Origin of the sequence: Chloroflexus sp. MS-CIW-1, from assembly GCF_030444705.1 — a bacterium.
GTDB lineage: Bacteria > Chloroflexota > Chloroflexia > Chloroflexales > Chloroflexaceae > Chloroflexus.
The window spans coordinates 1,592,971-1,614,382 of the sequence record NZ_JAUBWR010000001.1; the positions used below are offsets into that span (position 1 = coordinate 1,592,971).

The 21,412-nt window shown below is 53.6% G+C and carries 21 protein-coding genes and 1 tRNA gene; 13 read left to right on the forward strand and 9 right to left on the reverse strand.

From position 1 onward, the window contains the following. Complete coding sequence (locus QTO31_RS06340) at positions 1-1,212, reverse strand: MFS transporter (RefSeq protein ID WP_301428467.1); 1,212 nt, start codon at positions 1,210-1,212, stop codon at positions 1-3. 9 nt (positions 1,213-1,221) lie between these two features. Further along, complete coding sequence (locus QTO31_RS06345; protein WP_051871032.1) at positions 1,222-2,118, reverse strand: 1-acyl-sn-glycerol-3-phosphate acyltransferase; 897 nt, start codon at positions 2,116-2,118, stop codon at positions 1,222-1,224. A gap of 182 nt (positions 2,119-2,300) precedes the next feature. On the opposite strand from QTO31_RS06345, the gene QTO31_RS06350 reads away from it, so the two are divergent. The 3 genes from QTO31_RS06350 to QTO31_RS06360 all read left to right on the forward strand — a co-directional run bounded on the left by QTO31_RS06350 (position 2,301) and on the right by QTO31_RS06360 (position 3,947). Next, entirely contained in the window at positions 2,301-2,912 is a 612-nt protein-coding gene (locus tag QTO31_RS06350; protein ID WP_301428468.1) for a 2Fe-2S iron-sulfur cluster-binding protein, read from the forward strand. Positions 2,913-3,007: 95 nt separating this feature from the next. Beyond that, complete coding sequence (locus QTO31_RS06355) at positions 3,008-3,745, forward strand: PIG-L deacetylase family protein (protein ID WP_301428469.1); 738 nt, start codon at positions 3,008-3,010, stop codon at positions 3,743-3,745. Between the two features lie 127 nt (positions 3,746-3,872). Further along, positions 3,873-3,947: transfer RNA gene (locus QTO31_RS06360), tRNA-Lys, on the forward strand. A gap of 155 nt (positions 3,948-4,102) precedes the next feature. On the opposite strand, the gene QTO31_RS06365 is transcribed toward QTO31_RS06360, so the two are convergent. Next, positions 4,103-4,555, reverse strand: coding sequence for a universal stress protein (locus tag QTO31_RS06365; RefSeq protein WP_031457814.1), 453 nt, complete (start codon positions 4,553-4,555; stop codon positions 4,103-4,105). Positions 4,556-4,579: 24 nt separating this feature from the next. Next, positions 4,580-4,909: a hypothetical protein gene (locus QTO31_RS06370; protein ID WP_301428470.1), complete on the reverse strand. Its 330-nt coding sequence runs from the start codon at positions 4,907-4,909 to the stop codon at positions 4,580-4,582. 496 nt (positions 4,910-5,405) lie between these two features. On the opposite strand from QTO31_RS06370, the gene mscL reads away from it, so the two are divergent. Next, the gene (gene mscL, locus QTO31_RS06375) at positions 5,406-5,822 is read left to right on the forward strand and encodes a large conductance mechanosensitive channel protein MscL (RefSeq protein ID WP_031457816.1); all 417 of its coding nucleotides are present in this window, start codon (positions 5,406-5,408) and stop codon (positions 5,820-5,822) included. 108 nt (positions 5,823-5,930) lie between these two features. Here mscL and QTO31_RS06380 read toward each other — a convergent pair whose 3' ends face one another. Both QTO31_RS06380 and QTO31_RS06385 read right to left on the reverse strand, forming a co-directional pair. Next, complete coding sequence (locus QTO31_RS06380; protein WP_031457817.1) at positions 5,931-7,043, reverse strand: sugar phosphate nucleotidyltransferase; 1,113 nt, start codon at positions 7,041-7,043, stop codon at positions 5,931-5,933. Between the two features lie 117 nt (positions 7,044-7,160). Then, positions 7,161-8,135 carry a GDP-mannose 4,6-dehydratase gene (locus tag QTO31_RS06385; protein ID WP_031457818.1) on the reverse strand — a complete coding sequence of 325 codons (975 nt, stop codon included), beginning with the start codon at positions 8,133-8,135 and terminating at the stop codon, positions 7,161-7,163. 312 nt (positions 8,136-8,447) lie between these two features. Between QTO31_RS06385 and QTO31_RS06390 the strand changes: the two genes are divergently transcribed. The 9 genes from QTO31_RS06390 (at position 8,448) to QTO31_RS06430 (ending at position 17,498) form a co-directional block, all read left to right on the forward strand. After that, positions 8,448-9,317, forward strand: coding sequence for a B12-binding domain-containing protein (locus tag QTO31_RS06390; RefSeq protein WP_236631083.1), 870 nt, complete (start codon positions 8,448-8,450; stop codon positions 9,315-9,317). Between the two features lie 127 nt (positions 9,318-9,444). Continuing rightward, positions 9,445-10,458: a phytoene/squalene synthase family protein gene (locus QTO31_RS06395; protein ID WP_031457820.1), complete on the forward strand. Its 1,014-nt coding sequence runs from the start codon at positions 9,445-9,447 to the stop codon at positions 10,456-10,458. 96 nt (positions 10,459-10,554) lie between these two features. Further along, on the forward strand, positions 10,555-11,094 hold the full coding sequence (locus QTO31_RS06400; protein ID WP_031457821.1) for a DUF2085 domain-containing protein: 540 nt from the start codon (positions 10,555-10,557) through the stop codon (positions 11,092-11,094). 523 nt (positions 11,095-11,617) lie between these two features. Beyond that, the gene (locus QTO31_RS06405) at positions 11,618-12,820 is read left to right on the forward strand and encodes a S1C family serine protease (RefSeq protein ID WP_301428471.1); all 1,203 of its coding nucleotides are present in this window, start codon (positions 11,618-11,620) and stop codon (positions 12,818-12,820) included. 81 nt (positions 12,821-12,901) lie between these two features. Beyond that, positions 12,902-14,209 (forward strand): histidinol dehydrogenase, encoded by a 1,308-nt coding sequence (hisD, locus tag QTO31_RS06410; protein ID WP_031457823.1) that lies wholly within the window; start codon positions 12,902-12,904, stop codon positions 14,207-14,209. 1 nt (position 14,210) lies between these two features. Continuing rightward, the gene (locus QTO31_RS06415) at positions 14,211-14,468 is read left to right on the forward strand and encodes a YggT family protein (RefSeq protein ID WP_028457079.1); all 258 of its coding nucleotides are present in this window, start codon (positions 14,211-14,213) and stop codon (positions 14,466-14,468) included. Between the two features lie 220 nt (positions 14,469-14,688). Then, positions 14,689-16,323, forward strand: coding sequence for a spermidine synthase (locus QTO31_RS06420; RefSeq protein WP_236631084.1), 1,635 nt, complete (start codon positions 14,689-14,691; stop codon positions 16,321-16,323). Between the two features lie 322 nt (positions 16,324-16,645). After that, entirely contained in the window at positions 16,646-17,152 is a 507-nt protein-coding gene (locus QTO31_RS06425; RefSeq protein WP_031457825.1) for an HNH endonuclease, read from the forward strand. Beyond that, on the forward strand, positions 17,139-17,498 hold the full coding sequence (locus QTO31_RS06430) for a YraN family protein (protein ID WP_031457826.1): 360 nt from the start codon (positions 17,139-17,141) through the stop codon (positions 17,496-17,498). The genes QTO31_RS06425 and QTO31_RS06430 overlap by 14 nt, the downstream gene beginning before the upstream one ends. Before the next feature lie 120 nt (positions 17,499-17,618). Here QTO31_RS06430 and QTO31_RS06435 read toward each other — a convergent pair whose 3' ends face one another. From QTO31_RS06435 to QTO31_RS06445, 3 genes are all read right to left on the reverse strand, one after another. Beyond that, positions 17,619-18,272: a phosphoribosylanthranilate isomerase gene (locus QTO31_RS06435; RefSeq protein ID WP_031457827.1), complete on the reverse strand. Its 654-nt coding sequence runs from the start codon at positions 18,270-18,272 to the stop codon at positions 17,619-17,621. Continuing rightward, positions 18,265-20,076 (reverse strand): NYN domain-containing protein, encoded by a 1,812-nt coding sequence (locus tag QTO31_RS06440; RefSeq protein ID WP_031457828.1) that lies wholly within the window; start codon positions 20,074-20,076, stop codon positions 18,265-18,267. Before QTO31_RS06440 ends, QTO31_RS06435 begins: the two co-directional genes overlap by 8 nt. 314 nt (positions 20,077-20,390) lie before the next feature. Next, positions 20,391-21,356 (reverse strand): glycosyltransferase family 2 protein, encoded by a 966-nt coding sequence (locus tag QTO31_RS06445; protein ID WP_031457829.1) that lies wholly within the window; start codon positions 21,354-21,356, stop codon positions 20,391-20,393. Positions 21,357-21,412: the final 56 nt, after the last annotated feature.

The window sequence follows — 21,412 nt, forward strand, 5'->3', positions numbered from 1 at the left end:
TTAGGCCTCTGAGTCTTCCACAGGACGAGAAGCAATTGGTGGCAGGGCAGGTATCGGTTGGAGAAACGTCCATACCACCACCAGCCATGCACCGGTGAGCAGCGTACCACCGATGAGGTAGGGGGTGTCGGGGCCAAAGCGGTCAAAGAGAAAACCAAAGCTGAGCGGCCCGACGATGAGCGCCAGGCTAATAAGCGCCTGCATACCGCCAAGAACAGCTCCCTGGCGATTGTTCCCGGCACGCTGTGAGATGATACTGGTCAGCGTTGGTACCGCAAGCCCCATCCCAATTGCCAGCATTGCGGCCAGTGGGAAGAGGAGCCAGTCGCTCTGTTTGACCATACCAACCAGCAGAAACGCCAGGGCCATGAAGCCCATACCACCACCGGCTAGGCGCGTTTCACCGAGCAGGGGATGCAAGATTTTGAGCAGTCCGGCTTGCGTGATCGCGGCCCATATTCCAACGAACACAAAAAGCAGCGCATTTTGGGTTGGCCCCCACCCAAAGCGGGTCATTGTGAAGAGAGCAACATTGCTCTGCAAACCGGCAAATGCGATGTTAAGCAGCACAACCGCAAAGAGTAGTGGCCGTATTGTTGGTATCTGCATGGCGGTATATACAGGTGCGAAAAGCTGTAACCAGTATGTCGAATGGTGACGATGGTGTGGTGGGAGCGATTCGGGCAAGGCAATGGTTGCGTACAGTGCATTGCCTAGTGCAATTGCAGCCGCCAGAGCCGGTGGTATCGCTAATCCGTACTGACCCAGGAATCCCCCCATCGCTGCTCCGCCGATCAGTCCCAGGCCGAAGGCTGCACCTAGTAGCCCTAAACCACGGGCGCGATGTTGTGGTGTGGTGGTGTCGGCAATGTAGGCCTGCGCTACCGGCATACTTGAACCGGCAGCCCCGCCTAAAGCGATGGCGGCTGCGAGCAAGGTGATTGAGTTGGCTAGCGCTATGCTCAGATAGGCCAGCGCTGAACCAAAGAGACATAGCAGCAGCACCGGACGCCGACCAATGCGGTCAGATAGGCTACCCAAGATGGGCGCAACCAGCAATTGCGTTGCAGCATACAACGAGCCGAGCATCCCGACAATGAAAGCATCGCTCGTCCAGGTCTTAACGATGAAGGGTAATAACGGCATAATCAGGCCGTAACCCATCATATCAACCAGCACCGAGCTAGCGACAATGAAATGGCGGCGATCCATGAAACTCCTCTATAAACACGTTGTGTTGGCCTGTTGCATAAGGATTTTTGCCCAGAACTGTACGTTTGTTCGCAGATCATGATCGGCATGAAGTAGTGGGCTAAATCGAACCTGCACTGGTGTTGTTGCCAGGTGCGGCCACAACACTTGCAGAATCGCAGCCAGCCACTGGCGGTCGGCTGGATTGCGACGCAAACGGGTAAGCGGATGGTGTAACGCAGCCGGGGCCTGTACATGACTGACGATGGCAGTCACTACCGGTAGCCCGATTGCAATGCGCCCGAAGAGATCGAGACTTGCAGACCATGCCGTTAAGCTGGCTATCGCCGTGAGATCGTGTGCCGGATCGGGTTCGATGCGTCCGGCCGGAAAGGTCAGGATTGCTCCTCCCTGCTGCAAGTGGCGCATAGCGTGGCGTACAGCGTTCATACGGTGTTGCACAGTGGTACCGACCGGAATGATGGTAGCCCTCGTGTGGGGAAGTGCGCGCAACAGTGGTCGGGCAATGGCAATCACTTTGAGATCGCTACGATTGAGAGTGGTCATCAGCGCCGCAGCATCAAGCAATCCGGGATGGTTAGCAACAACCAGGAGTGGCCCTGTGTTTGGCGGGGGATACCCAAGAATGTCTAATCCGGGAGCGAAATGTGAACAAATCCAGGCGCTAGCGGTGGGTAATCCAGAGGTGCCAACCAAAGCATCGAATGTCAGAAGCTGGCGGGCAAAACGACGTGCTGCCGGGCGAGCCAGGATGGTTGCCAGCCCGTGTAGCCAAGGTGGACGACTGATCCCAAAACCGCGTAGCATGTCGGCAGTATTGAGCCAGATTAGATCGGCCAGCGCCGACGAGGTAGCTGGGGGTGTAAGCACTGGTGTATTATGCTGTAAGACGGCGTAGAATGACATTGGCTGTCAGCAGCAGACAACCCAGCGTAGAAAAACCGTGGAGGTCTTGCTGAGCACTGGGTCGTCGTGCAACACGGCAAAGCGTTGTCTTGTATTCACTCTCTATTGTAATCATACCACTATTTAGACCAAAACCGCGTTACAATAAGAATAAACACCCTTTCCCTATGAAGGAGAATGCTATGACATCAGTAATTATCAACGATGTCGAGATGACTGCCCGTCCTGGTGAGCGAATTCTGGACGTTGCGCGACGGAATGGTGCGCATATTGGTTTTGTTTGTGATGGTACCGGCTTTTGTCAGACCTGCAAAGTGCGCGTGCTGGCCGGAGCCGAGTCGCTTAGTCCACCTAACGACCGCGAAAAAATCTGGCTAAGCGATGAAAACTTACAGGCTGGATGGCGCCTTGGCTGTCAGGCTTCGGTACGTGGCAGAGATCCGATCACCGTTATCACCAACGCTGAAGAATTACGACGGCAGGCATTTGCCGTGATCAATCCACCTGCCGGAACAACAGTCGTCGCTAATGCCGGTGCGTTCGTGGGCAATGTTACCCGGCAAAGTATTGACCAACTAGTAGGCTATCCGTGGAATATGCTCAATGCGATTACAACCATTGGATTAGGGCGGATTATCAATCCGTGGCAATCGATGGAGCGTTTCAGTCAATGGCTCACCGATTTTGGCAAGACATTTGAGCAGACTCTAAACTCACCAGCGCCGCCACCATCGAGTGATGCACTGGCGCGTGTACGAGCAGCAGCGGCTGAGGTACGGCGGGCAAGTGAGTAGGACGCTTCAAGCAGGTGTGGGCAGCAACACTGAAAAGATATTGATGAAATTATGGTATGCTACCTCACAGTATAACAACGTCTTAAGGAGCAACCATGCAACATTCACCCGTTGAACCGCGTACTGCATTGGTCGTTGTTGCTCACCCTGATGATGCTGAATTCAGTTGTGGTGGGACGCTTGCGGCCTGGGCTGCCGAAGGGTGGGAAATTACGCTGGTGATCTGTACCGATGGTAGTGGTGGTGGGCCTGATGATGCTACCGATGTTGGTCCGGCAGCACGGCGTCGGATTAGCGACATTCGTAAAGCGGAACAGCAGGCAGCAGCTCGGGTTCTCGGTTTGAAAGAGGTGATCTTCCTCGATTACCCAGACGGCATGTTGCAGCCAACACTCGAATTGCGCCGCGACATTGTGCGTCAGATTCGACGAATTCGCGCCCAGCGTGTCGTTTGTCAGTCGCCAGATCGGGTATGGACACCGCAGTATTCAATTCCACGTTTCCATCCCGATCATCTCGCAGCAGCTAACGCAACCCTGGCAGCGGTATACCCGGCGGCGCAGAACAGTTGGGATTTTCCCGAATTACTGGCCGAAGGTTATCCACCGAGCAAAGTTCGTGAAGTCTTTGTTACCGGCGCCCCAGTATTGAATTTCGTGGTAGACATTAGTGCGACTATCGAGCAGAAGCTGGCGGCACTGCGTTGCCACGTTTCCCAATTAGGAATTGATCAAACCCAACTGGCTGAGATGGTACGCCAGTGGGCGGCTGAACGTGGGCGGGAGTTTGGTTTGCCGCTGGCCGAGGCATTTCACCGCGTAGAGAATACGTAGCGCCGAGTCGTGCTGGGGTGTTTCAGATTCTTTAACGAGGATGATCAAACACTTCATTATCACTTCGACACAATGCGCTGGCATTCATTTGACGCCTGAGCCAGACTCAGCTATACTACTCCTTGGCGGGCCGGTAGCTCAGAGGTAGAGCACCTGACTTTTAATCAGAGGGTCGTGGGTTCGATCCCCACCCGGCTCACCAGTACCGCTCGGAGGCAAGAGGTGGGTTCATAACCCACCTCTCGCCTTTTAATCACCGGCACTACTCTCTGTTCATCGCGTTGTCCTGCCGTTATCGCAGTTTGTCATGCTCTGCTGCCAGGGGTGAAAGGGCTGATCGAATCCCTATGATCCGAACTATTTCCCTTCCTTTGGTCGAATCACCAACACCGGTGTTGGCGCTACCTGAACAACTTTTTGCGTGACACTGCCGAACACCCAGCGACTGATCCCACTCCGACCGTGGGTGGCAATCACGATGAGATCAACATCATGATTCTCGGCGTACTCAATAATTGCCTCAGCCGGCGGAAGTGCACTAACCTCGGTATGTACCTGATATCCTTCACTTTGAAACTGCTTCGCAATCTGTTGGAGATATTCGAGTGCCTCCTGTTCCATCGTATTTAGCGCTTCGGTCGTCGCAGCCAATAAACCACTGTAATCGACGGTAGTTGTGAAGATTGGCGGCACGGCACGCAACAGCGTGATTTTGACCGTGCCTTCATTAGCGGCCAGGGCATGGACGTGAGGCAAAACTTGCTCGGCGAGCGCCGAACCATCGAGCGGAACGAGAATGTGGCGGTACATAGCAACCTCCTTGTTGCCTTCCGGTCAGGGCGTGACGTCATCAGGTGGCCGTGGATTCCAGCGTCGGTGCCCTTCAATTACTTGCGCCAGGCTGCCATCGGCGTTGAGCAACAGGCGTAGCGAACGGCGTAGATCACAGCTTGGCACGGTACAGACCGAAGGGTCTGCCATTTCATAAGGACATGCCCCTACATTCTGGCAGCGCGCTACGGAAACAGCGTAACGTGGACTGCCTGGTGGCCCGTCGAGCGTGCGCAAAATCAACGGTGCAAATTGCAAGTCGGGTGCAATTGCTCGTAGATGCGCACGAGCACGGGCAATCATTGGATGAGGCGGTCGTTTTGGGCGTGCCATAGCAGACTCTTTTCCAACAACTTCTTGCCGATCATAGTTCTATGTACACAGTATCACAAACTCGTCAGGGTAGAGTGCTGTAACTCATAACCGTGTGTGAAGATTTTTAGACTAATAATCAATTTTCGATTGCTCGACTTTTAGCTCTGAAATCAAATGAATTTTCTGCGTTTATCATGGTTTCAATGAAGATGAACAGAGGAGAAGTGATGATCGCCGGTAAGTATGCTGCTCATCACAGCGATAAGACAGTTTCAAACCCGACCTCAATGCTGATGTAACGAACGATAGTTTTTAGCGTGCGTAGAACGTGAGCTAGCGGTTTGTGCTCTCAGAAAATCTGTGGGTCAGGAACCATTTTGAGCGACTGGATTGAGATTCATTGCGCGTGTTGCTCTGTTCATTACACAGGGGGAAGGAGCTTTCATCTGAACACTTCTCCCTCGAATGGGCTATAGTGTCAATAAGACAGTGTGCAACCTATCAGGAGGATCGTATGTTCAAAGAGTTTCGTGAGTTCATCATGCGAGGAAATGTTGTCGATCTGGCGATTGGAGTGATAATTGGCGCTTCGTTTACGGCAATTGTTAACTCATTAGTAACCGATATTATCAATCCGATCATCGGTCTGCTTTTTGGCGGGCGAGCGGACTTTAGCGACTATTTTATTCCGCTTGGTGGACAGACTGCAACAACCCTGGTTGAAGCGCGGGCGAGCGGGCCGGTGTTGGCGTATGGCGCGTTTTTGACGGCTGTTATCAACTTTTTATTGATTGCGTTTGTGCTCTTCTTGATTGTGCAGTTTATCAGGAAGATACGGCTACGTGAAGCGCAGGCATCACCTGCACCAACTGAGACTACCCTCACCGAGCGTCTGCTCATCGAAATCCGTGATTTACTGGCCGCGAAATAGGATCAGAAGTCATCAATTGAGGCGCAGGCATCACCTGCGCCAACTGAACCCACCCTGACGGAGCGTCTACGTATCGAAATCCGTGATTTACTGGCCGCGAAATAGTATTCAGAAGGAAATCGCCCGATCATTGAGGGTTGTGCCTGGCCAAATGCGAATACCGCGTTCAAGGCGGTTTTCCTGCCCGATCCGGCACTCGTCGCTGATAATTGCCCCATCACTGATATGACTACGTTCACCGATATGATTACTGTACCCCAGCACACAGTTGCGCAGGATTGTTCCCTCTTCGATGATATTTCCATCCCACATAACAACGCCTTCGATCTGACATTCAGGACCAATTGTGCAGTGGGAACCAATGACGGTTGGGCCGACGATGCGACTCCCTCGTCCAATGCGCGTGCCGTGACCAATCACAACCGGTCCAACGATGTGGGCGCTGGAGTGAATCTCGGCTTCGCCTTCCACCCAGATCCGTTCGCCAATTTGTTGACCACGGAAATGATATTGCACTTTCCCGATCAAAATGTCGTGGTGAACATCGAGATAGGTCTGCGGTTTACCAATGTCGGTCCAGTAAGCCCGTGATGGGAAGCCATACATCGGATCGCCGGTTTGTAGCACCACCGGGAAGAGACCACGCTCAAACATATAAAATTCATTGGGTGGCACATAACGGAAGATCTCCGGCTCGATCAGGTACGTCCCGGCATTAATCAGATTCGTGGTAATGTCTTCGGCTCGTGGCTTTTCAAGAAAACGGCGGACACGACCGTCGCGGTCGGTTTCAACCAGCCCAAATTGGGTAGGGTCGTCAACAGGGGTAAGCGAAATGGTCACCTTACTGCCGCGTTCGCGGTGGAAATCGAGCATTGCTTGCAGATCAAGGTCGGTCATCACGTCGCCGTTAAAAACAAAGGTTGTGCCTTCTAACAGATGTTCAACATGCTTGACGGCGCCCGCGGTACCGCGTGGTTCCGGTTCCTCGACGATGTGCAGATTCATACCCAGCCGTGAACCATCGCCAAGCGCAGCTCGGAAGCGATCGGCCAGATACTGGACAGCGAGGATGACCTCACGGATTCCATAATCGCGCAGACGTAACAACATCCACTCGATAAACGGTTGATTGACCAGCGGTAGCATTGGTTTGGGTGTGCGGCAGGTGAGTGGACGTAATCGCGAACCCTGACCGCCAACAAGAATGACTGCTTTCATAGACTACTCTGCTCGTGCTAGGTTACAAATAGCTCTCTACCGGTCGATGATGAGCGTAGTATAACGTGAACAGAACACAAACAGTTTACAAAAGATGGTACGCTGGTGACGATTTTCTTAGCCAGTGGTAGTTGTTACTTCGGTGCGTACCCGTTCACGCCAATAGGTCAGAATATCGTGCAGGGTTTCGGCCAACGTGTAGTGTGGCTGCCAGCCAGTACGCATACGCAGCCGAGACGCATCACAGACGACGAGCGGAACATCAATGGGGCGCATCAGTTCTGGGTTCAAGCGCACTTCAACCGGGACAGTACATTCTGCCAGCAGCATATCGAGCACTTCACGAATCATCACCGCACGTCCAGAGCCAACGTTGTATACCATCCCACTTTCACCGTATTCGGCCAGTAAGGCATAGGCGGCTACCACATCACGTACATCGGTAAAATCACGCTGGGCAGACAGATTCCCTACTTGCACGACAGGTGGTTGTAACCCTAACTCGATGCGGGCGATCTGGCGGGCGAAGGCGGCGGTGACAAATCGTTCGTTCTGGCGAGGGCCGATGTGCGTAAAGGGTCGGACACGCACCAGATCAAGGCCGTGGCTGTAGTAGTATTGCAAAGCAAGGAGACTTTGAGCTGCTTTACTGACCCCATACGGGCTCGTTGGTCGTAAAGGGGTATCTTCATCAATCGGCAAGTCGTCAGGATCGATCTTGCCATATTCCTCATTGGTACCGATCACTAGCACCCGCGTCGCCATACGGTATTCGATCAGGGTAAGGAAAATGTGCAATGCCCCTAGTGTATTGGCAGCCAGGGTTCCGGCCGGGTCACGAAACGATTCAGGAACAAATGGTTGACCGGCAAGGTGAAAAATAACATTTGGTCGTACCCGCACCAGCGCCCGCATGGTTGCTTCGGCATCGGCCAGATCGGCTTGGACAAGCTCTACTTTGCCGATCAGATGGGGCAGAGTCAGGTGCGGTGAGCGCGACAGTCCCCAAACTTCCCACCGTCCATCGGCAAGCAGATATTCGGCCAAATGACCACCAACAAAGCCGTTAATTCCGGTAATAAGTGCCCGCATAGGAGTGAAGCTTTGATTAAATGCAACGAAGATAAAGTATAATTGTGCAATTTATTGACAGTGATTGTGCAACATGATACAATATTAGTGACATTGTACCACGCTTCACGGTTGGTCGTGACAAGGCCGTGATAAGCGCAAACGTTTTCGTGAACGATGGTATAGCAGAACTAAGGTATCAATGCTTATAGACTGTTGTCTCACCTTGTGAGCACTGTGAAGGGTCGCGGAACTATGGCACCGCAGCATTTTCTCTCCCAATTCTCAGACAAGCCACGATACAATACGAAGGCTGTCGCACAGGAGACGGGTGTGCCAGCGGACACCTTCCGGGCATGGGAACGTCGTTATGGCGTTCCCCGTCCTCAGCGAACGGAAGGTGGTCATCGCCTCTACTCGGAGCGTGATATTGCGACCATTCGCTGGCTACGTGACCGTACAGCCGAGGGTCTTACTATCAGTCAAGCCATTGCCCTGATGATGGAGGGCAGCGACACCAGTCTTTCGTGGCTAAACACTGCGGTCGACACCGAGCCACATACGTGGGAGCGGATGCAGGCGCGGCTGATCACTGCGTTAACCGATTTTGATGCGACACGCGCCGAGCAGATTCTGGGTGAAGCATTTGCACTCTACCCGCTGGAAGATGTCTTCTTGAAGTTGATCCAGCCGACGATGGTTGAAATCGGTGAGCAGTGGCACGCTGGACGCATTTCGGTGACAGCAGAACATTTTGCAACCCAGTTCATTCGGCGTAAGTTGTCGAGTCTCTTCAATACCTATAACGTTACAGAGGGGCGAGGGTTAATTCTCGTTGGTTGTGCGCCGAGTGAACAGCACGATCTGGGCGCACTGATGTTATCAGTCTTTTTTGTTCGTCATGGCTGGCAGGTGATCTACCTTGGGCCGGAAGTGCCGGTGAAGGACCTGCTTGATGCGGTGCGTCATATTCAGCCTGATTTAGTGTGTTTGTCCGCTTCTACAACCGAAACCGCTACGCAGTTGCTCGAAATCGGTCGAGCGATTCAACAATTGCCACCGCCTACGCCACTCTTCGGCTATGGTGGCCGCGCATTCAATCTTAATCCGGTCTTGACGCATAAGATGCCGGGAACATTTTTAGGTCGTGATGCCCAGGAAGCCGTTGAGAATGTTGCGTCACTCCTGAGTCGCAGTCGCTAATGGTGAAGGTGAACCGTGCACAGAGATCGTTCTTATAGCGGTCGATCCTGTGTGATTCGTACTTGCCGGTAAACGCAATATTGCGTATATTACAAATAAGCGTGATATGTGACAAAAGGAGTGCAGTGTGTCGCTGAATTCGCTCTCGATCTTTACGCGAGGAAACGGCTTACCGGTGAGCCAGGCGCTGCCAGCAGATGAGCAGCTTGCCCAACTCCTTCATCTCAGCGATCTTCCTGCCTCATCGCATACCGACGAGTTGCCGCCACCGCCAACGCGAACGTTAGCCGAGGCTTACGCGATATGCGATCAGATCATTCGTCGTCATTCAAAGAGTTTCTTTTTCAGTACCCAATTTCTGCCACCAGGGCAGCGTCGTGCTGTGCGGGCATTGTACGCCTTTTGTCGCACTACCGATGATACTGTTGACATGGCCGAATCTGATCCGGCACGGGCATTAGCCGAATGGATCCGGATTGCACGTCGGCCACGGTTTGATACCTCACACCCAGTATTATTGGCCTGGGCCGATACCTGCCAGCGTTATAACCTTTCGCCGAGTCTGATCGACGAATTGCTGGCAGGGGTCGCAATGGATCTCACCATTTCACGCTATGCCACGTTTGCCGACCTCTGGCTCTATTGCTATCGTGTTGCGTCGGTGGTAGGCTTGCTGGTGATCGGCATTACCGGTGCAGCACCTGGTGCACAACCTTATGCGATCAAGCTCGGTGTTGCGTTGCAGCTTACCAATATTTTGCGCGACATCGGCGAGGATGCTGATCGCCAGCGAGTGTATTTGCCTGAAGATGAACTGGCACGCTTTGGTCTCACTGCTGATGACATTCTAGCCCGCGTGTATGATGAGCGGTTTATTGCGTTAATGAAGTTCCAGGTGGCACGTGCTCATCAGTTGTACGACGAAAGTTGGCCCGGCATTGCACTGTTGCCGCCAGAGGTACGTCTGGCGGTCGCGGCTGCTGCACGTGTCTACCGCGGTATTCTCGATAAAATAGAGCAAAATCGTTACGACTCGTATACCCGACGTGCGTATCTCCCGCTACGCGAGAAGATTGCTCGTCTGCCGCGTATCTGGTGGGATATGCGGTGCCTGTCGAAGATGTTGTCTCGTTCTCGTTGAACTGTCTCATTTCACGGGTGTGTTGCATATCAATAATCTCTGGTACAATGAGGTTATGACACACCGATGGATTGCTATCGTGAAATGGACAGCGCTATGACTGTATACGCTCTACCAACGCCACACTCGCAACGTTCCTGGTCACCCCAAGTGTACGATCTAATACTCTGGATTCTCTTTTTGGGACCGATAGCTTCACCGCTCTTGCGCGCAACCGGTTTACCCCTCGTGAGTGAGACCGGTACCTTCGCCCGTGATCTGCTGGCAACGTATATCTGTCCAACGCCAGAACGTTCGTTATGGTTGTTGGGCTGGCCGATGGCGGTGTGTGCTCGCTGTTGGGGGGCTACTATCGGTCTCTGGTTGGCCCGGCTGATGATCGGCGAGCGGGCGCCTTCGTTGTTACGCTGGTATCGGTCGTTAGTCTGGTCACAGCGTCTGGTATTGGCAGCCCTACCATTTTTACTCTGGCCGCTTGAGATTATCGGACATTATAGCGGTTGGTGGTTTGCACCTCTTTGGCTTTTGCTGATCAACGGTGTGCAAGCCGGTTTTGCCGCTGGCCTTTTCTTTGCTTCGATCTGGCCTGGGTTATGGCCGTCCTCTGCTCAACAAGGAGCGGTTGGCCAGGGGTAGTAGAATACCGTTCCTTCCGGGCAGTCGCTTGCACTGGCTCCGCTCTTTCACGATGAAGAGGAACCGGGGTAAAGGGCGACTGCGGGCTTGTAACGTCCTTTTCCTCCCAACAGTGGTAATGGGGAAAGAGCAAAAGAGCTGCGCAATCGGGATTAGTTCCCCACCCGTCTGCAGCGCACGCAGTGGTGCGCAGACTCTCATTGGTGCGCCGATTATGCCCTTTAGTGCACAGTAGGGGAGATTTCACGCTCTAGAGGTTTGTGCTCCCACAATCCCCTCAGAGGCGATGCCTTCCAGTCGCGTATCCAGGCGATTCGCGAGTCATCAGGAGCGGATACGTACAGTTCTCGGTGTCACTCTGCTTGGGCATTGTCTGATCAGCGCAGGTGACCCAAAGCTGAGAACTCGGCAACGCCTTGTTCGGAAATGACTTCTCTTAGCCTTCACCTCTCTTCTCTGGTATGATGAACTGTGTAACCTGCAAACGTACCATTGTGCTATTCACCATGACGGAGATGACACTATGCGACGGGTTCTCCTTATATTGCTCCTTTTTATCGTCACCGGTTGTGCGCGTGCCAATCTAACGGTAGTTACCAGTAATGAAGCGCCGACTCCAACGTCGCCACCGATTCGGCCAACCGATGCTCCGCTGCTGCCGATAGAGGTTGGAAATACTTCGGTTGAGGTGGAAACAGAATTGAGTGAGTCTGAACAACGGTTAGTTGATCTTTACCGACGTGTCGATCCAGCCGTTGTAAGTCTAGATGTAGTGGTTGATCAGAGTGCTAATCTTCCACCTGGTCACCCCCCGATTACTCCAGATGGCCCAAGTGGTCAGGGTTCAGGGTTTCTGTATGATGATCAGGGACATATCGTGACAAATCACCACGTGATTGCGGGGGCATTTCAGATCCAGGTACGTTTTGCGAATGGTGCAACGGTTATTGCCGATCTGATCGGTAGTGATCCCGACAGTGATCTGGCAGTGATCAAGGTAAACAGTCTGCCAGAAGGCGTGAAACCGCTACCGTTTGGGAATAGCGAAACATTACAGGTCGGGCAAACCGCAGTTGCCATTGGCAGCCCTTTTGGTCAGCGGAATACGCTCACCGTTGGTGTTATCAGTGGATTGGGGCGTACATTGCGTGGCCCAGAACGTCGTGTTGGTAGCTTCAGTATTCCGAACGTGATACAGACAGATGCCGCGATTAATCCGGGTAATTCGGGCGGCCCACTCCTCAATTTGCGAGGTGAAGTGATCGGGGTCAACACCGCAATTGCCGTCAGTCTCGGCGGGAGTAATTTTGAAGGAGTTGGCTACGCTGTTCCGGCGCAAACTGTAGCTCGTGTGGTGCCAGCGTTAATCAAGCAAGGACGTTACGATCATCCGTGGCTGGGCATCAGCATGACGACGGTTGACACCCTGTTTGCGAATCGGTTTGGTCTTGCTATCAATCGGGGCGTCCTCGTTGGTGCAGTTCAGGAAGGGAGTCCGGCAGCCGCAGCCGGTCTGCAGGGTGGGTCAACCACCGCAACCTATCGTGGTTTGCCGGTGCGAATCGGAGGTGATATTATCATCGCTTGTAACGGGGCACCGATCTTCTCAAGCGATCAACTGGTCGGTATGATTGACTTATTGCAGGTTGGTGATCAGGTCGTACTGAAGATCCAACGTGGTAGTGAGCAGCTTGATGTGACGGTAACGCTGGCAGCGCGACCGTAATCATGCGAATACGGTACAATGATACAGCAGCCGTAAAGGTTGGTTGCCAGGTTTCGGTTTTTAGTTTGCGAGTGATCAGTGATGACAATTCCTATCATTAACGATCTTGATGCCGCCCGTGCTGGGATTCTCTGTCGTAGGTCGCTTGATGATGATACGGACACAACATCTGTAGTCGCTGAGATCATTGCAGCGGTTCGACAGCATGGTGATGCGGCATTACGCGAGTACACGTTACGCTTTGACGGAGTAGCGTGCGAGACATTTGAGATTCCACGTGAGCGTTGGGCAGCGGCAGCGGCTGATCTCGATCCAACTCTGCGTCATGCACTCTTGCTGGCCATTGGTGAAATTCGCCGCTTTCACGAACGGCAACTGCGCAACTCTTGGGTCGAGTTTACCGTCGAAGGAGCGTTAGGCCAGTTAGTGCGGCCACTTGATCGGGTTGGGATTTATGTACCTGGCGGTGCTGCCCCATTGCCGTCGTCGCTGATCCATGCGGCTGTACCGGCCAGGGTTGCCGGTGTACGTGAGATTATCGTTTGCTCACCGCCGCAACGAGCAACTGGTGAACCAGCAGCGATTGTGTTGGCGGCTGCTCATCTGGCCGGGGTTGACCGCTTGTTTGCCATCGGTGGAGCACAGGCTATTGCTGCGCTGGCATACGGTACTGCCAGCGTGCCACGGGTCGAAGCTGTGGCGGGGCCAGGGAATCGTTACGTTATCCAGGCGATGCGGTTGGTTTACGGTACAGTCGGCGTCGTGAGTTTGCCAGGGCCAACCGAGACGCTTATTATTGCCGATCACACGGCGAACCCCAGGTCAGTTGCTGCCGATCTTCTGGCTCAGGCCGAGCATGTCGAGGCCAGCGCGATTTTATTGACACCGGATCCGCAGTTGGCGCAACAGGTTCAGCAAGAAGTTGAACGACAACTCACAACACTCCCGCCGACGAATGCACAGGCTGCCCGTGATGCAGTAACGCGACGTGGTGGTATTGTGGTAGTGCCCGATCTGGTGACGGCATTTGAATTGGCGAACGACTACGCTCCTGAGCACCTCTGCCTATTGATTGCCGATCCATGGTCGTATGTTGGTCTTGTACGCAATGCCGGTGGCGTCTTTCTCGGTGAAGAGTCGTTTGAGGTTCTCGGTGATTATGTAGCTGGCCCGTCACACATTATGCCAACTGAGGGAACCGCTCGTTATGCTTCGCCGGTCAATGTTGATAGTTTTCGGAAAGTGATTTCACTGGTCGGATTGAATCGCTCTGGTCTAAACCGAATCGGTCCAGCAGCGATACGGCTTGCTGAAGCCGAGGGGCTGTTTGCCCATGCCGCAGCAGTGCGGGCGCGTTTTGAGGCGCCAGATACCGATGGGAGGGAGTAAAATGTCGGGTTTTTTGATCAGTTTCGTAAGTATTCTCTTTACAGTCTTATTTTATGCGATTCTAGGGCGCGTTCTTGCCTCATGGATCGATCCACAGGGGAACTTTCCTGTGACTCGTGTCTTACACGAAATTACCGAGCCAATTTTGGGGCCTATTCGGAGTATTATGCCTAATATAGGGATGTTCGATTTCTCGCCAATTGTGGCAATGCTGCTCTTGCAGCTTCTCGAACGATTGATTATCAGTGCGATCAGGTGAGATGTCGGCCAACTCACATCACACCTCGGACGGCATCAGTATACGCATCCTGATCTGAGCACGGCACCGTCGGATCGAAGTCGGATACTGTGTTGGGTGAAGTCAGAGCCAAACTGATATGCCAGGGATAGGCGCGGGGTGTGGGAGAGACGTTCGGCAAGCGGATAAGTGGAAATAGCGCATGGCTCAGGAAACGCTATTGTTGAGGGAACAGACCAGGGTGAATGATCGACTCCTACTGACGGTGGTCTTTCTGGCCGGAATCGGTACCCTTGGCATTGAAATGGTGATGCCGCGCATGCTGGCACCTTTTTTTGGCACTTCCCAGCCGATCTGGGCAGTTGTGATTGGGATGACGCTGGTCTATCTGGCGATAGGCTATCGTTTAGGTGGTACGCTGGCCGACCGCCGACCAGACTGGCGGTTATTATTTCAGCTCATCGGTTGGGCCGGTATCAGTTGTGCGGTAATCCCCTTTGTTGCCCGTCCTATCCTCAGTTTTGCCCAGGGAGCGCTGCGGAGCGTGGCCGCCGGTGGTTTTTTAGCTGCGCTGATCGGGGTAATCCTGCTTTTTGCAGTGCCGGTGACCTTAATGGCAATGGTTGGTCCGTTTGCAATTCGGCTGCAATTGCGACAGGCGACCGATGTTGAACACGCCGGGCGTACTGCCGGTACGATTTCAGCGCTCTCAACGATTGGCTCTATCGTCGGTACCTTTCTAACGGTACTGGTTCTGATTCCCACCATTGGGGTTAGCAGTACGCTCTTTCTCTTCGCTGCGTTTCTGGTCGTGCTTAGTCTGATTGGCTTGCGTGATCCTCGCCAATTGCTGTTCGTGCTCACCGTTATACTCCTGGCGGGGGCATATCAGCTCACTACAGGAACGATCAAAGCTGCTGATTGTCGCAACTGTCGATTGATTGCAGAATTTGAGTCGGGCTACAACTACATTCAAGTTGCCGAACAAGAGGTGCTCTACAACAACGGCGCGGTTGATCGGCGACGAGTACTCATTCTTAATGAAGGATTGGCACTCCATTCCATTTATCGCCTTAAATACCGCGAAACCGGTGATCCGCTTGATCTCCTCACCGACGGCGGCCCATGGGATTACTTCAGCGTTGCACCCTACCTTTATCCCAACACCCGGCCAGACGATATTCGTTCACTGGCGTTGCTCGGCGCGGCAGCCGGTAGTATTGCCCAACAGTTTCTGGCAATTTATGGACCCGATACAGTGATTGATGCAGTAGAAATCGATCCAAAAATTAGCGACGTTGGCCGTCGTTACTTCGATATGGCCGATGGTACCCCACAGGCGCCTTACTTTACGACTTACAACGAGGATGCACGGTACTGGTTGGCGACGACCGACCGCCAGTATGACGTGATTGGAATGGATGCCTATCATCAGCCGTACATTCCCTTTCACCTTACAACGATTGAATTTTTTCGTGAAGTCAAAGCGAAGCTCACGCCTCGTGGGGTTGCAGTGGTGAATGCCGGACGACCGGCAAGCGGTGATGATCGGCTGGTCAATGCGTTGGCTTCTACCATGATCGCAGTGTTTCCACAGGTGTACATTATCGATACGCGCTTCAGTAATGCGATCCTGATCGGGGTCAATCAACCAGTGGGTGATGGGGTCGTTCATTTTATTGAAAACGCAACCAACATCGATATCCCGGCACTGCAATTGGTGATGTACTGGTCGCTGTATGAAGGTCGCTATGGCCCTTTGCGCGAGTTTACGCCGGACATGGCACAGTTTCGTCCGTTTACCGACGATCTGGCTCCGGTTGAACAGTTGATCGATGGTCTGATCTTGAGCGAAGTTGAAAAAATTGACCGCTGATGGGTTGACAAAAACCTGAATCTCATGTTACCTTTATATCGGCCTGTCAGACTGTATCAAAAAAGGTCGAATTTCATGCCATATTCGCCGTTGCAGTACCGCAACCCATACTGTCTAGGACATACCGGGCACATTGCCTGCTACCATGCTGGTCGCCAACGTGATCGACGCAGCATGAGTGGCGACAGTGCGGTATTACGTGCGATAAGGGCTGTGTCCTCCGCGAACCGCAAGAAGCCGCTCTAGCGCGGGGCCATGACGCCCCCGGGCAAGAGCCTTTGTTACGGTGATAACATCGGTTCATTGTTAAGGGGGGTGTCACTTGGCGCAGCGAGTCCTTGTTCTCAACGCAAGTTACGAGCCGTTACAATTAATTTCGGTTCGTCGTGCACTCGTTCTCCTCTTACAAGAGAAAGCTGAGCTAGTTGAAGCTGCCATGCAGCAGTTACGTGCACAGTCGGTGACCTATCACGTACCGTTAGTGATTCGACTGGTGCGCTATATCCGGATTCCGCGCCAGCTCCGGCTTCCATGTTCACGGCGTGCGGTGTTTGCCCGTGATCGCGAGACGTGTCAGTACTGTGGTCAACAACCGGGGCGTGCCAATCTTACGATGGATCACGTGATCCCCCGCTCACAGGGTGGGCAGACGACTTGGGAAAATGTGGTTACTGCGTGCCGCGATTGTAACCATCGCAAGGGTGGCCGTACTCCTGAACAGGCAAATATGGTGTTGCTCTCGACACCACGCCAGCCGCAGTATCTCGCGTTTGCCCTCCTCGGTGAGCTTGAGCGGAACGACGTTTGGCGGAAGTATGCCTACACCTAAGCGCCAGTTGGGTGATCGCGGCGAACAAGCAGCTACAGCCTATCTGGAGCAGTGTGGTTACACAATCGTGACACGCAACTGGCGATGTCGCTATGGTGAGATCGATTTGGTAGCCCGCGATGGCGAACAGCTTGTGTTCGTGGAAGTACGCACACGTCGTGATAGTTATGCTCTAGAATCGATTACCGCCCCAAAACAGCAACGGTTGATCGCTTTAGCGTATCAGTACCTGATCGATCATCAACTTCCGCCCGCGACACTCTGGCGGATCGATGTTGTTGCGCTTACAGTAACGGCTGGCCGCTTTGTCGTTTGCGACCATGTGGTGTCAGCCGTTGGGGAATAGCGATTGCCGTTTTCAACAATTGCCTGACCATAATCTCTTCATTTCTTGTCGTTTGTGCTGACGCAGTTGCCGAAAGGAAAAACGTAAGAGTAACTCAGGCTTTCGCCAACCGCTGAGCCGCTATCCACATCGTGCTGCGGCAATGAATGCGGTGATCAAGGCTGGGTCTTTTTGACCATCGCGCTCGACACCACTGCTGACATCAACACCCAGTGGCTGCACCTGCGCAATGGCCGCTGCGACATTTTCCGGCGTTAATCCACCGGCCAGTACGGTAGGAACCTGACGAGCAATGCGTGCCGCACGACTCCAGTCGGCTTGAGTTCCGGTCCCACCATACGCACCGGCAACGTGGGCATCGACCAGGGCCAGCATCGATGGCAACCCGCTATGAACCGACGGAGCGGTGGCAATGCGAGCCAGCCATGCCTCTTCGTCGCGTGTACCGGTCATACGGATAGCCTTAAGTAAGGGGAGACCCTGCGGAATTGGGTAGTCTGGTGGTTCATCGCCGCTAAGCTGAATAGCTTCCAGACCAGCAACCGTCGTGATTTCGGCCACGTCGGCTGCCGGTGCATTGACAAACAACCCTACGATCAGCGGTCGCGGCGGTGGCAAAGCCCGCACCGCTGCTGCAATGTACTGTGCCTCAGCAATACTGACCTGGCGGCGGCTAGGGGCGAACACCAGTCCGATCATATCGGCGCCAGCAGTGGCGGCTACCAGCGCCAGATCGACCGTTCGCAGGCCACAGATTTTGACCAACCTACTCATCGGTCTTCAACGTGTAATAAACGCGGCGATTCCTGGTGATGCGCTCAAGCATGCCATGGTGAATAGCTTGCTTGAGCATCGTGCGATTCTCTTCGGTCGTGCGCGGCAGACCGTGCTTTTTACGGGCAGTCTGCAACGCGCTCAAGAGTTGCTGGAACGTTGCCGGTTTGCCCAATTCACGTACTGTCGTGTGAAAGAGTTCCCATTCGGCTTCACTGAACTCGAAGTTGAGATCAACCTGGCCGGATTCCTCATCTGGAGCTGTGTTGATTGAGGGAGACCCGGTTTCAGCAGTAGCAGAGGGCATATCGCTAACTGGTTCGGCGCCGACCACGTCGGTGATAGCTGGCGCCGGTGTAGGCTGCGCGACCACCACTTCAAGCTGAGGTGCTGCGGTGTTGGCTTCTGCTTCGCTCTTCGTCTTGCGGGATCGTCGGCGGCTACGACTCGCTTTTGCTGGCGGTTCGCTTGCAGCTTCTGTGAGAGCAGTTTCAGCGACGATCGGAGTCGGTTCAGGTACCGGCTCGAGTTCAACCGCTATCGGCAGTGGTTCTAGAGCGAGTTCGGCAAGCGATGTTTTGAGCATTTCGCCTGCTTGCACCGGTTCTTCAACGAGCGGTGGGCTGTATTCTGGTTCAACCTCCGGCAACTCATCGAGCGTGGCGGCTGTTTCAACGTTCAGCGCACCGGTTTCTTCACGACTCCTTCCGCTACGGCGTGAACGACGGCGCCGACGGCGACTGTTGGAAGTAGTTGGCGTTGTCGTTGCTGGTGGTTCTGCCGCTTTTGGCTCTTCAACGACGATCGGGCTGATCTCAGCGATCTGCAAACTGCCATTACTGCCGATGGGCGGGTCGATTACCACCGGCTCTGGTGGTAATTCCTCGGTCAGCAATGGGGCAAAACGTGAGAGCTTCATTGGGTCTTCGCCTGGTAGAAAGACCTCATTGACCGAACCTTTCGTAAAGATTTGTACTTTCCCGCGCTGCTCGGCATCGATGACCAAATCTTTAAACTTCGAGAATGGTCGTCCATTCAGGTCACGGTAGCGGTTCTCTTTAAAATCGCCACCCATGAGTTCTTTCATCAGCATCTTGAGCGAGCCGAGTGTGGTCACATAACCGCGCTTACGGGCTAAATGAATAGCCTGCACCAGCACATCGTAGACATCAGGTTCAGAGGGCGGAGGCGGAGGGGCAGCCACTGCCGACAGCGGTGGGCTGACTTCTACCGGTTCGAGGGTACGGTTGATTTCAGTTGCCCGATTCGCAATTGCCGTAGCGGCGGCACTGGCGTTGGGCTGACGACCGATCAATTGTTCGTAGAAGAGGAACTCGTCGGCGCTCTGAGCCAGGTGGGTGCTGGCGGCGCCACCAATCCCAATAATAAAGACCTCTTTCCCGTGCTGGCGAATACTGTGGACGAGCGGAATGAAATCGCGGTCGCCGGTTACCAGCACAAACCGCGAGACGTTTGGATTGGTATAGAGCGTTTTCATAGCGTCGATACAGAGGTTCATATCGACGCTATTCTTGATGGCGCGTCCGGTGCGACCGGCATCCTTGTCGTAGTAGTAGGTAGCGACGTAGATGGGTTCGATAGCGTTTGCGTAAAGGGCACTGGTAATGCGTGGGTAACGGTACCAATCGGCATAGGCGCGTGAAATCACCACACGGCCGAGGTCATTGCAGCGGTCCATAATCGCTTCAAAATTGGGCGTTGCGTTGAGCTTGTCACGCACGCTGACATAAATGTTCTCGAAGTCGATAAAGACCGCGACATCTGGTCGCTTTTGGTCGTACATCGTTGTCTTGTCTGCTCCTGTCGTACATCAGGAGGGAGGTTCGCGGAGCACGCATTGACGCCAGCTCACGCTTTCGTTCAAATTGTTGATACACTGGCAACGCTACCGGGCGACACCTACCATATCTCGTTCACGTGGTATCGGTCATCCCTGCGTTGCGTCAGAATTATCATCAGATGCGGAGCAATGCGTCAGTATGATCACGCGAGCCAACCTCACCGTATTAGGCTTGAGTCGCGAAATGAAAATATAATCTTATCTATCGAGGTGCATTGTTCCGCCAGACAATACTCCTCTTGTTTGGTACTATAGCATTAGCGCGTTACCTTCGCAACCGGTATTGGCGAGAAATTGTGAGTCTTTTGCAGAATAGTGCCGTAGGCCAGGAGTTGGCCGCGCAGGGTATCACGGTCGATCTGACCGGTCAAGTAGGTATACCAGCTTTTGCCGATGAGCCGCAACATCCCGCTGACAAGAAGGACACGGAAAAGACGCTGAACGGACGGTGAAGCAAACTTACGCATATACCGCTGGCGAGCCTGCCAGAGCGCTACCTGCATACGCCAGCGGAATTGACCGGTCGCCGCACCGCCAACGTGAATAACCCGTGCAGCGGGTACGTGCCAGATCGCCCATCCTGCCTGTTTGATTCGGCGACACCAATCAATCTCTTCGCAGTACATAAAGTAGTCTTCGTCCATTCCACCCACTTCGGCAATCGTGCTTGTGCGCACCAGCATGCATGCGCCCAGCGGGTAATCGATTGGAAATGGTTCATTGCCGAGTTCGTGTGGATAACGACCGTGCCACCATGAATCGTACAGACGACCGGGTAAGACTTCACCTGGCGGAAAGAGATCAAGCGTGGTAGTGATCAGGTCAGGAAAGCGAAACGCAGCTCGTTGTAAACTACCGTCTGGATTGAGCAGACGCGGACCAACCAAGCCGACACGGGGGTGAATAGCCAGGAAATCGGCCATTGCCTCAATCGCACCGGGCAGAACTTCAGTGTCGGGGTTGAGTATCAGAATCGCATCACAGTTGTTGTTCAGCCAGGCGATACCTTCATTACAGGCGGCAGCGTAACCGGGATTTTCTGGCCGTTCGCGTAGCATAACGTGTGGAAATTCACGCTGAACCAACGTGACGCTGTCATCGAGTGACCCGTTATCAACCACAACGATCTGCAATGGTAGGCGACAGGAAGCGAGCGACGCTAGGCAGCGGCGTAGGAGGGAGGCAGTATTATACGAAACGACAACAACGCCAATAGTGTTCATACTGTTAGTATAGATTAGGTCACCTCTTCTGCGCAGGTGATGATCGAATTTCTGCC

Excerpts from the sequence above, each read along its gene's own strand:
- QTO31_RS06340 (WP_301428467.1), bottom strand. The coding sequence starts at position 1,212 with ATGGATCGCCGCCATTTCATTGTCGCTAGCTCGGTGCTGGTTGATATG.
- QTO31_RS06345 (WP_051871032.1), bottom strand. The coding sequence starts at position 2,118 with ATGTCATTCTACGCCGTCTTACAGCATAATACACCAGTGCTTACACCC.
- QTO31_RS06350 (WP_301428468.1), top strand. The coding sequence starts at position 2,301 with ATGACATCAGTAATTATCAACGATGTCGAGATGACTGCCCGTCCTGGT.
- QTO31_RS06355 (WP_301428469.1), top strand. The coding sequence starts at position 3,008 with ATGCAACATTCACCCGTTGAACCGCGTACTGCATTGGTCGTTGTTGCT.
- QTO31_RS06365 (WP_031457814.1), bottom strand. The coding sequence starts at position 4,555 with ATGTACCGCCACATTCTCGTTCCGCTCGATGGTTCGGCGCTCGCCGAG.
- QTO31_RS06370 (WP_301428470.1), bottom strand. The coding sequence starts at position 4,909 with ATGGCACGCCCAAAACGACCGCCTCATCCAATGATTGCCCGTGCTCGT.
- mscL (WP_031457816.1), top strand. The coding sequence starts at position 5,406 with ATGTTCAAAGAGTTTCGTGAGTTCATCATGCGAGGAAATGTTGTCGAT.
- QTO31_RS06380 (WP_031457817.1), bottom strand. The coding sequence starts at position 7,043 with ATGAAAGCAGTCATTCTTGTTGGCGGTCAGGGTTCGCGATTACGTCCA.
- QTO31_RS06385 (WP_031457818.1), bottom strand. The coding sequence starts at position 8,135 with ATGCGGGCACTTATTACCGGAATTAACGGCTTTGTTGGTGGTCATTTG.
- QTO31_RS06400 (WP_031457821.1), top strand. The coding sequence starts at position 10,555 with ATGACTGTATACGCTCTACCAACGCCACACTCGCAACGTTCCTGGTCA.
- QTO31_RS06405 (WP_301428471.1), top strand. The coding sequence starts at position 11,618 with ATGCGACGGGTTCTCCTTATATTGCTCCTTTTTATCGTCACCGGTTGT.
- hisD (WP_031457823.1), top strand. The coding sequence starts at position 12,902 with ATGACAATTCCTATCATTAACGATCTTGATGCCGCCCGTGCTGGGATT.
- QTO31_RS06415 (WP_028457079.1), top strand. The coding sequence starts at position 14,211 with ATGTCGGGTTTTTTGATCAGTTTCGTAAGTATTCTCTTTACAGTCTTA.
- QTO31_RS06430 (WP_031457826.1), top strand. The coding sequence starts at position 17,139 with ATGCCTACACCTAAGCGCCAGTTGGGTGATCGCGGCGAACAAGCAGCT.
- QTO31_RS06435 (WP_031457827.1), bottom strand. The coding sequence starts at position 18,272 with ATGAGTAGGTTGGTCAAAATCTGTGGCCTGCGAACGGTCGATCTGGCG.
- QTO31_RS06440 (WP_031457828.1), bottom strand. The coding sequence starts at position 20,076 with ATGTACGACCAAAAGCGACCAGATGTCGCGGTCTTTATCGACTTCGAG.
- QTO31_RS06445 (WP_031457829.1), bottom strand. The coding sequence starts at position 21,356 with ATGAACACTATTGGCGTTGTTGTCGTTTCGTATAATACTGCCTCCCTC.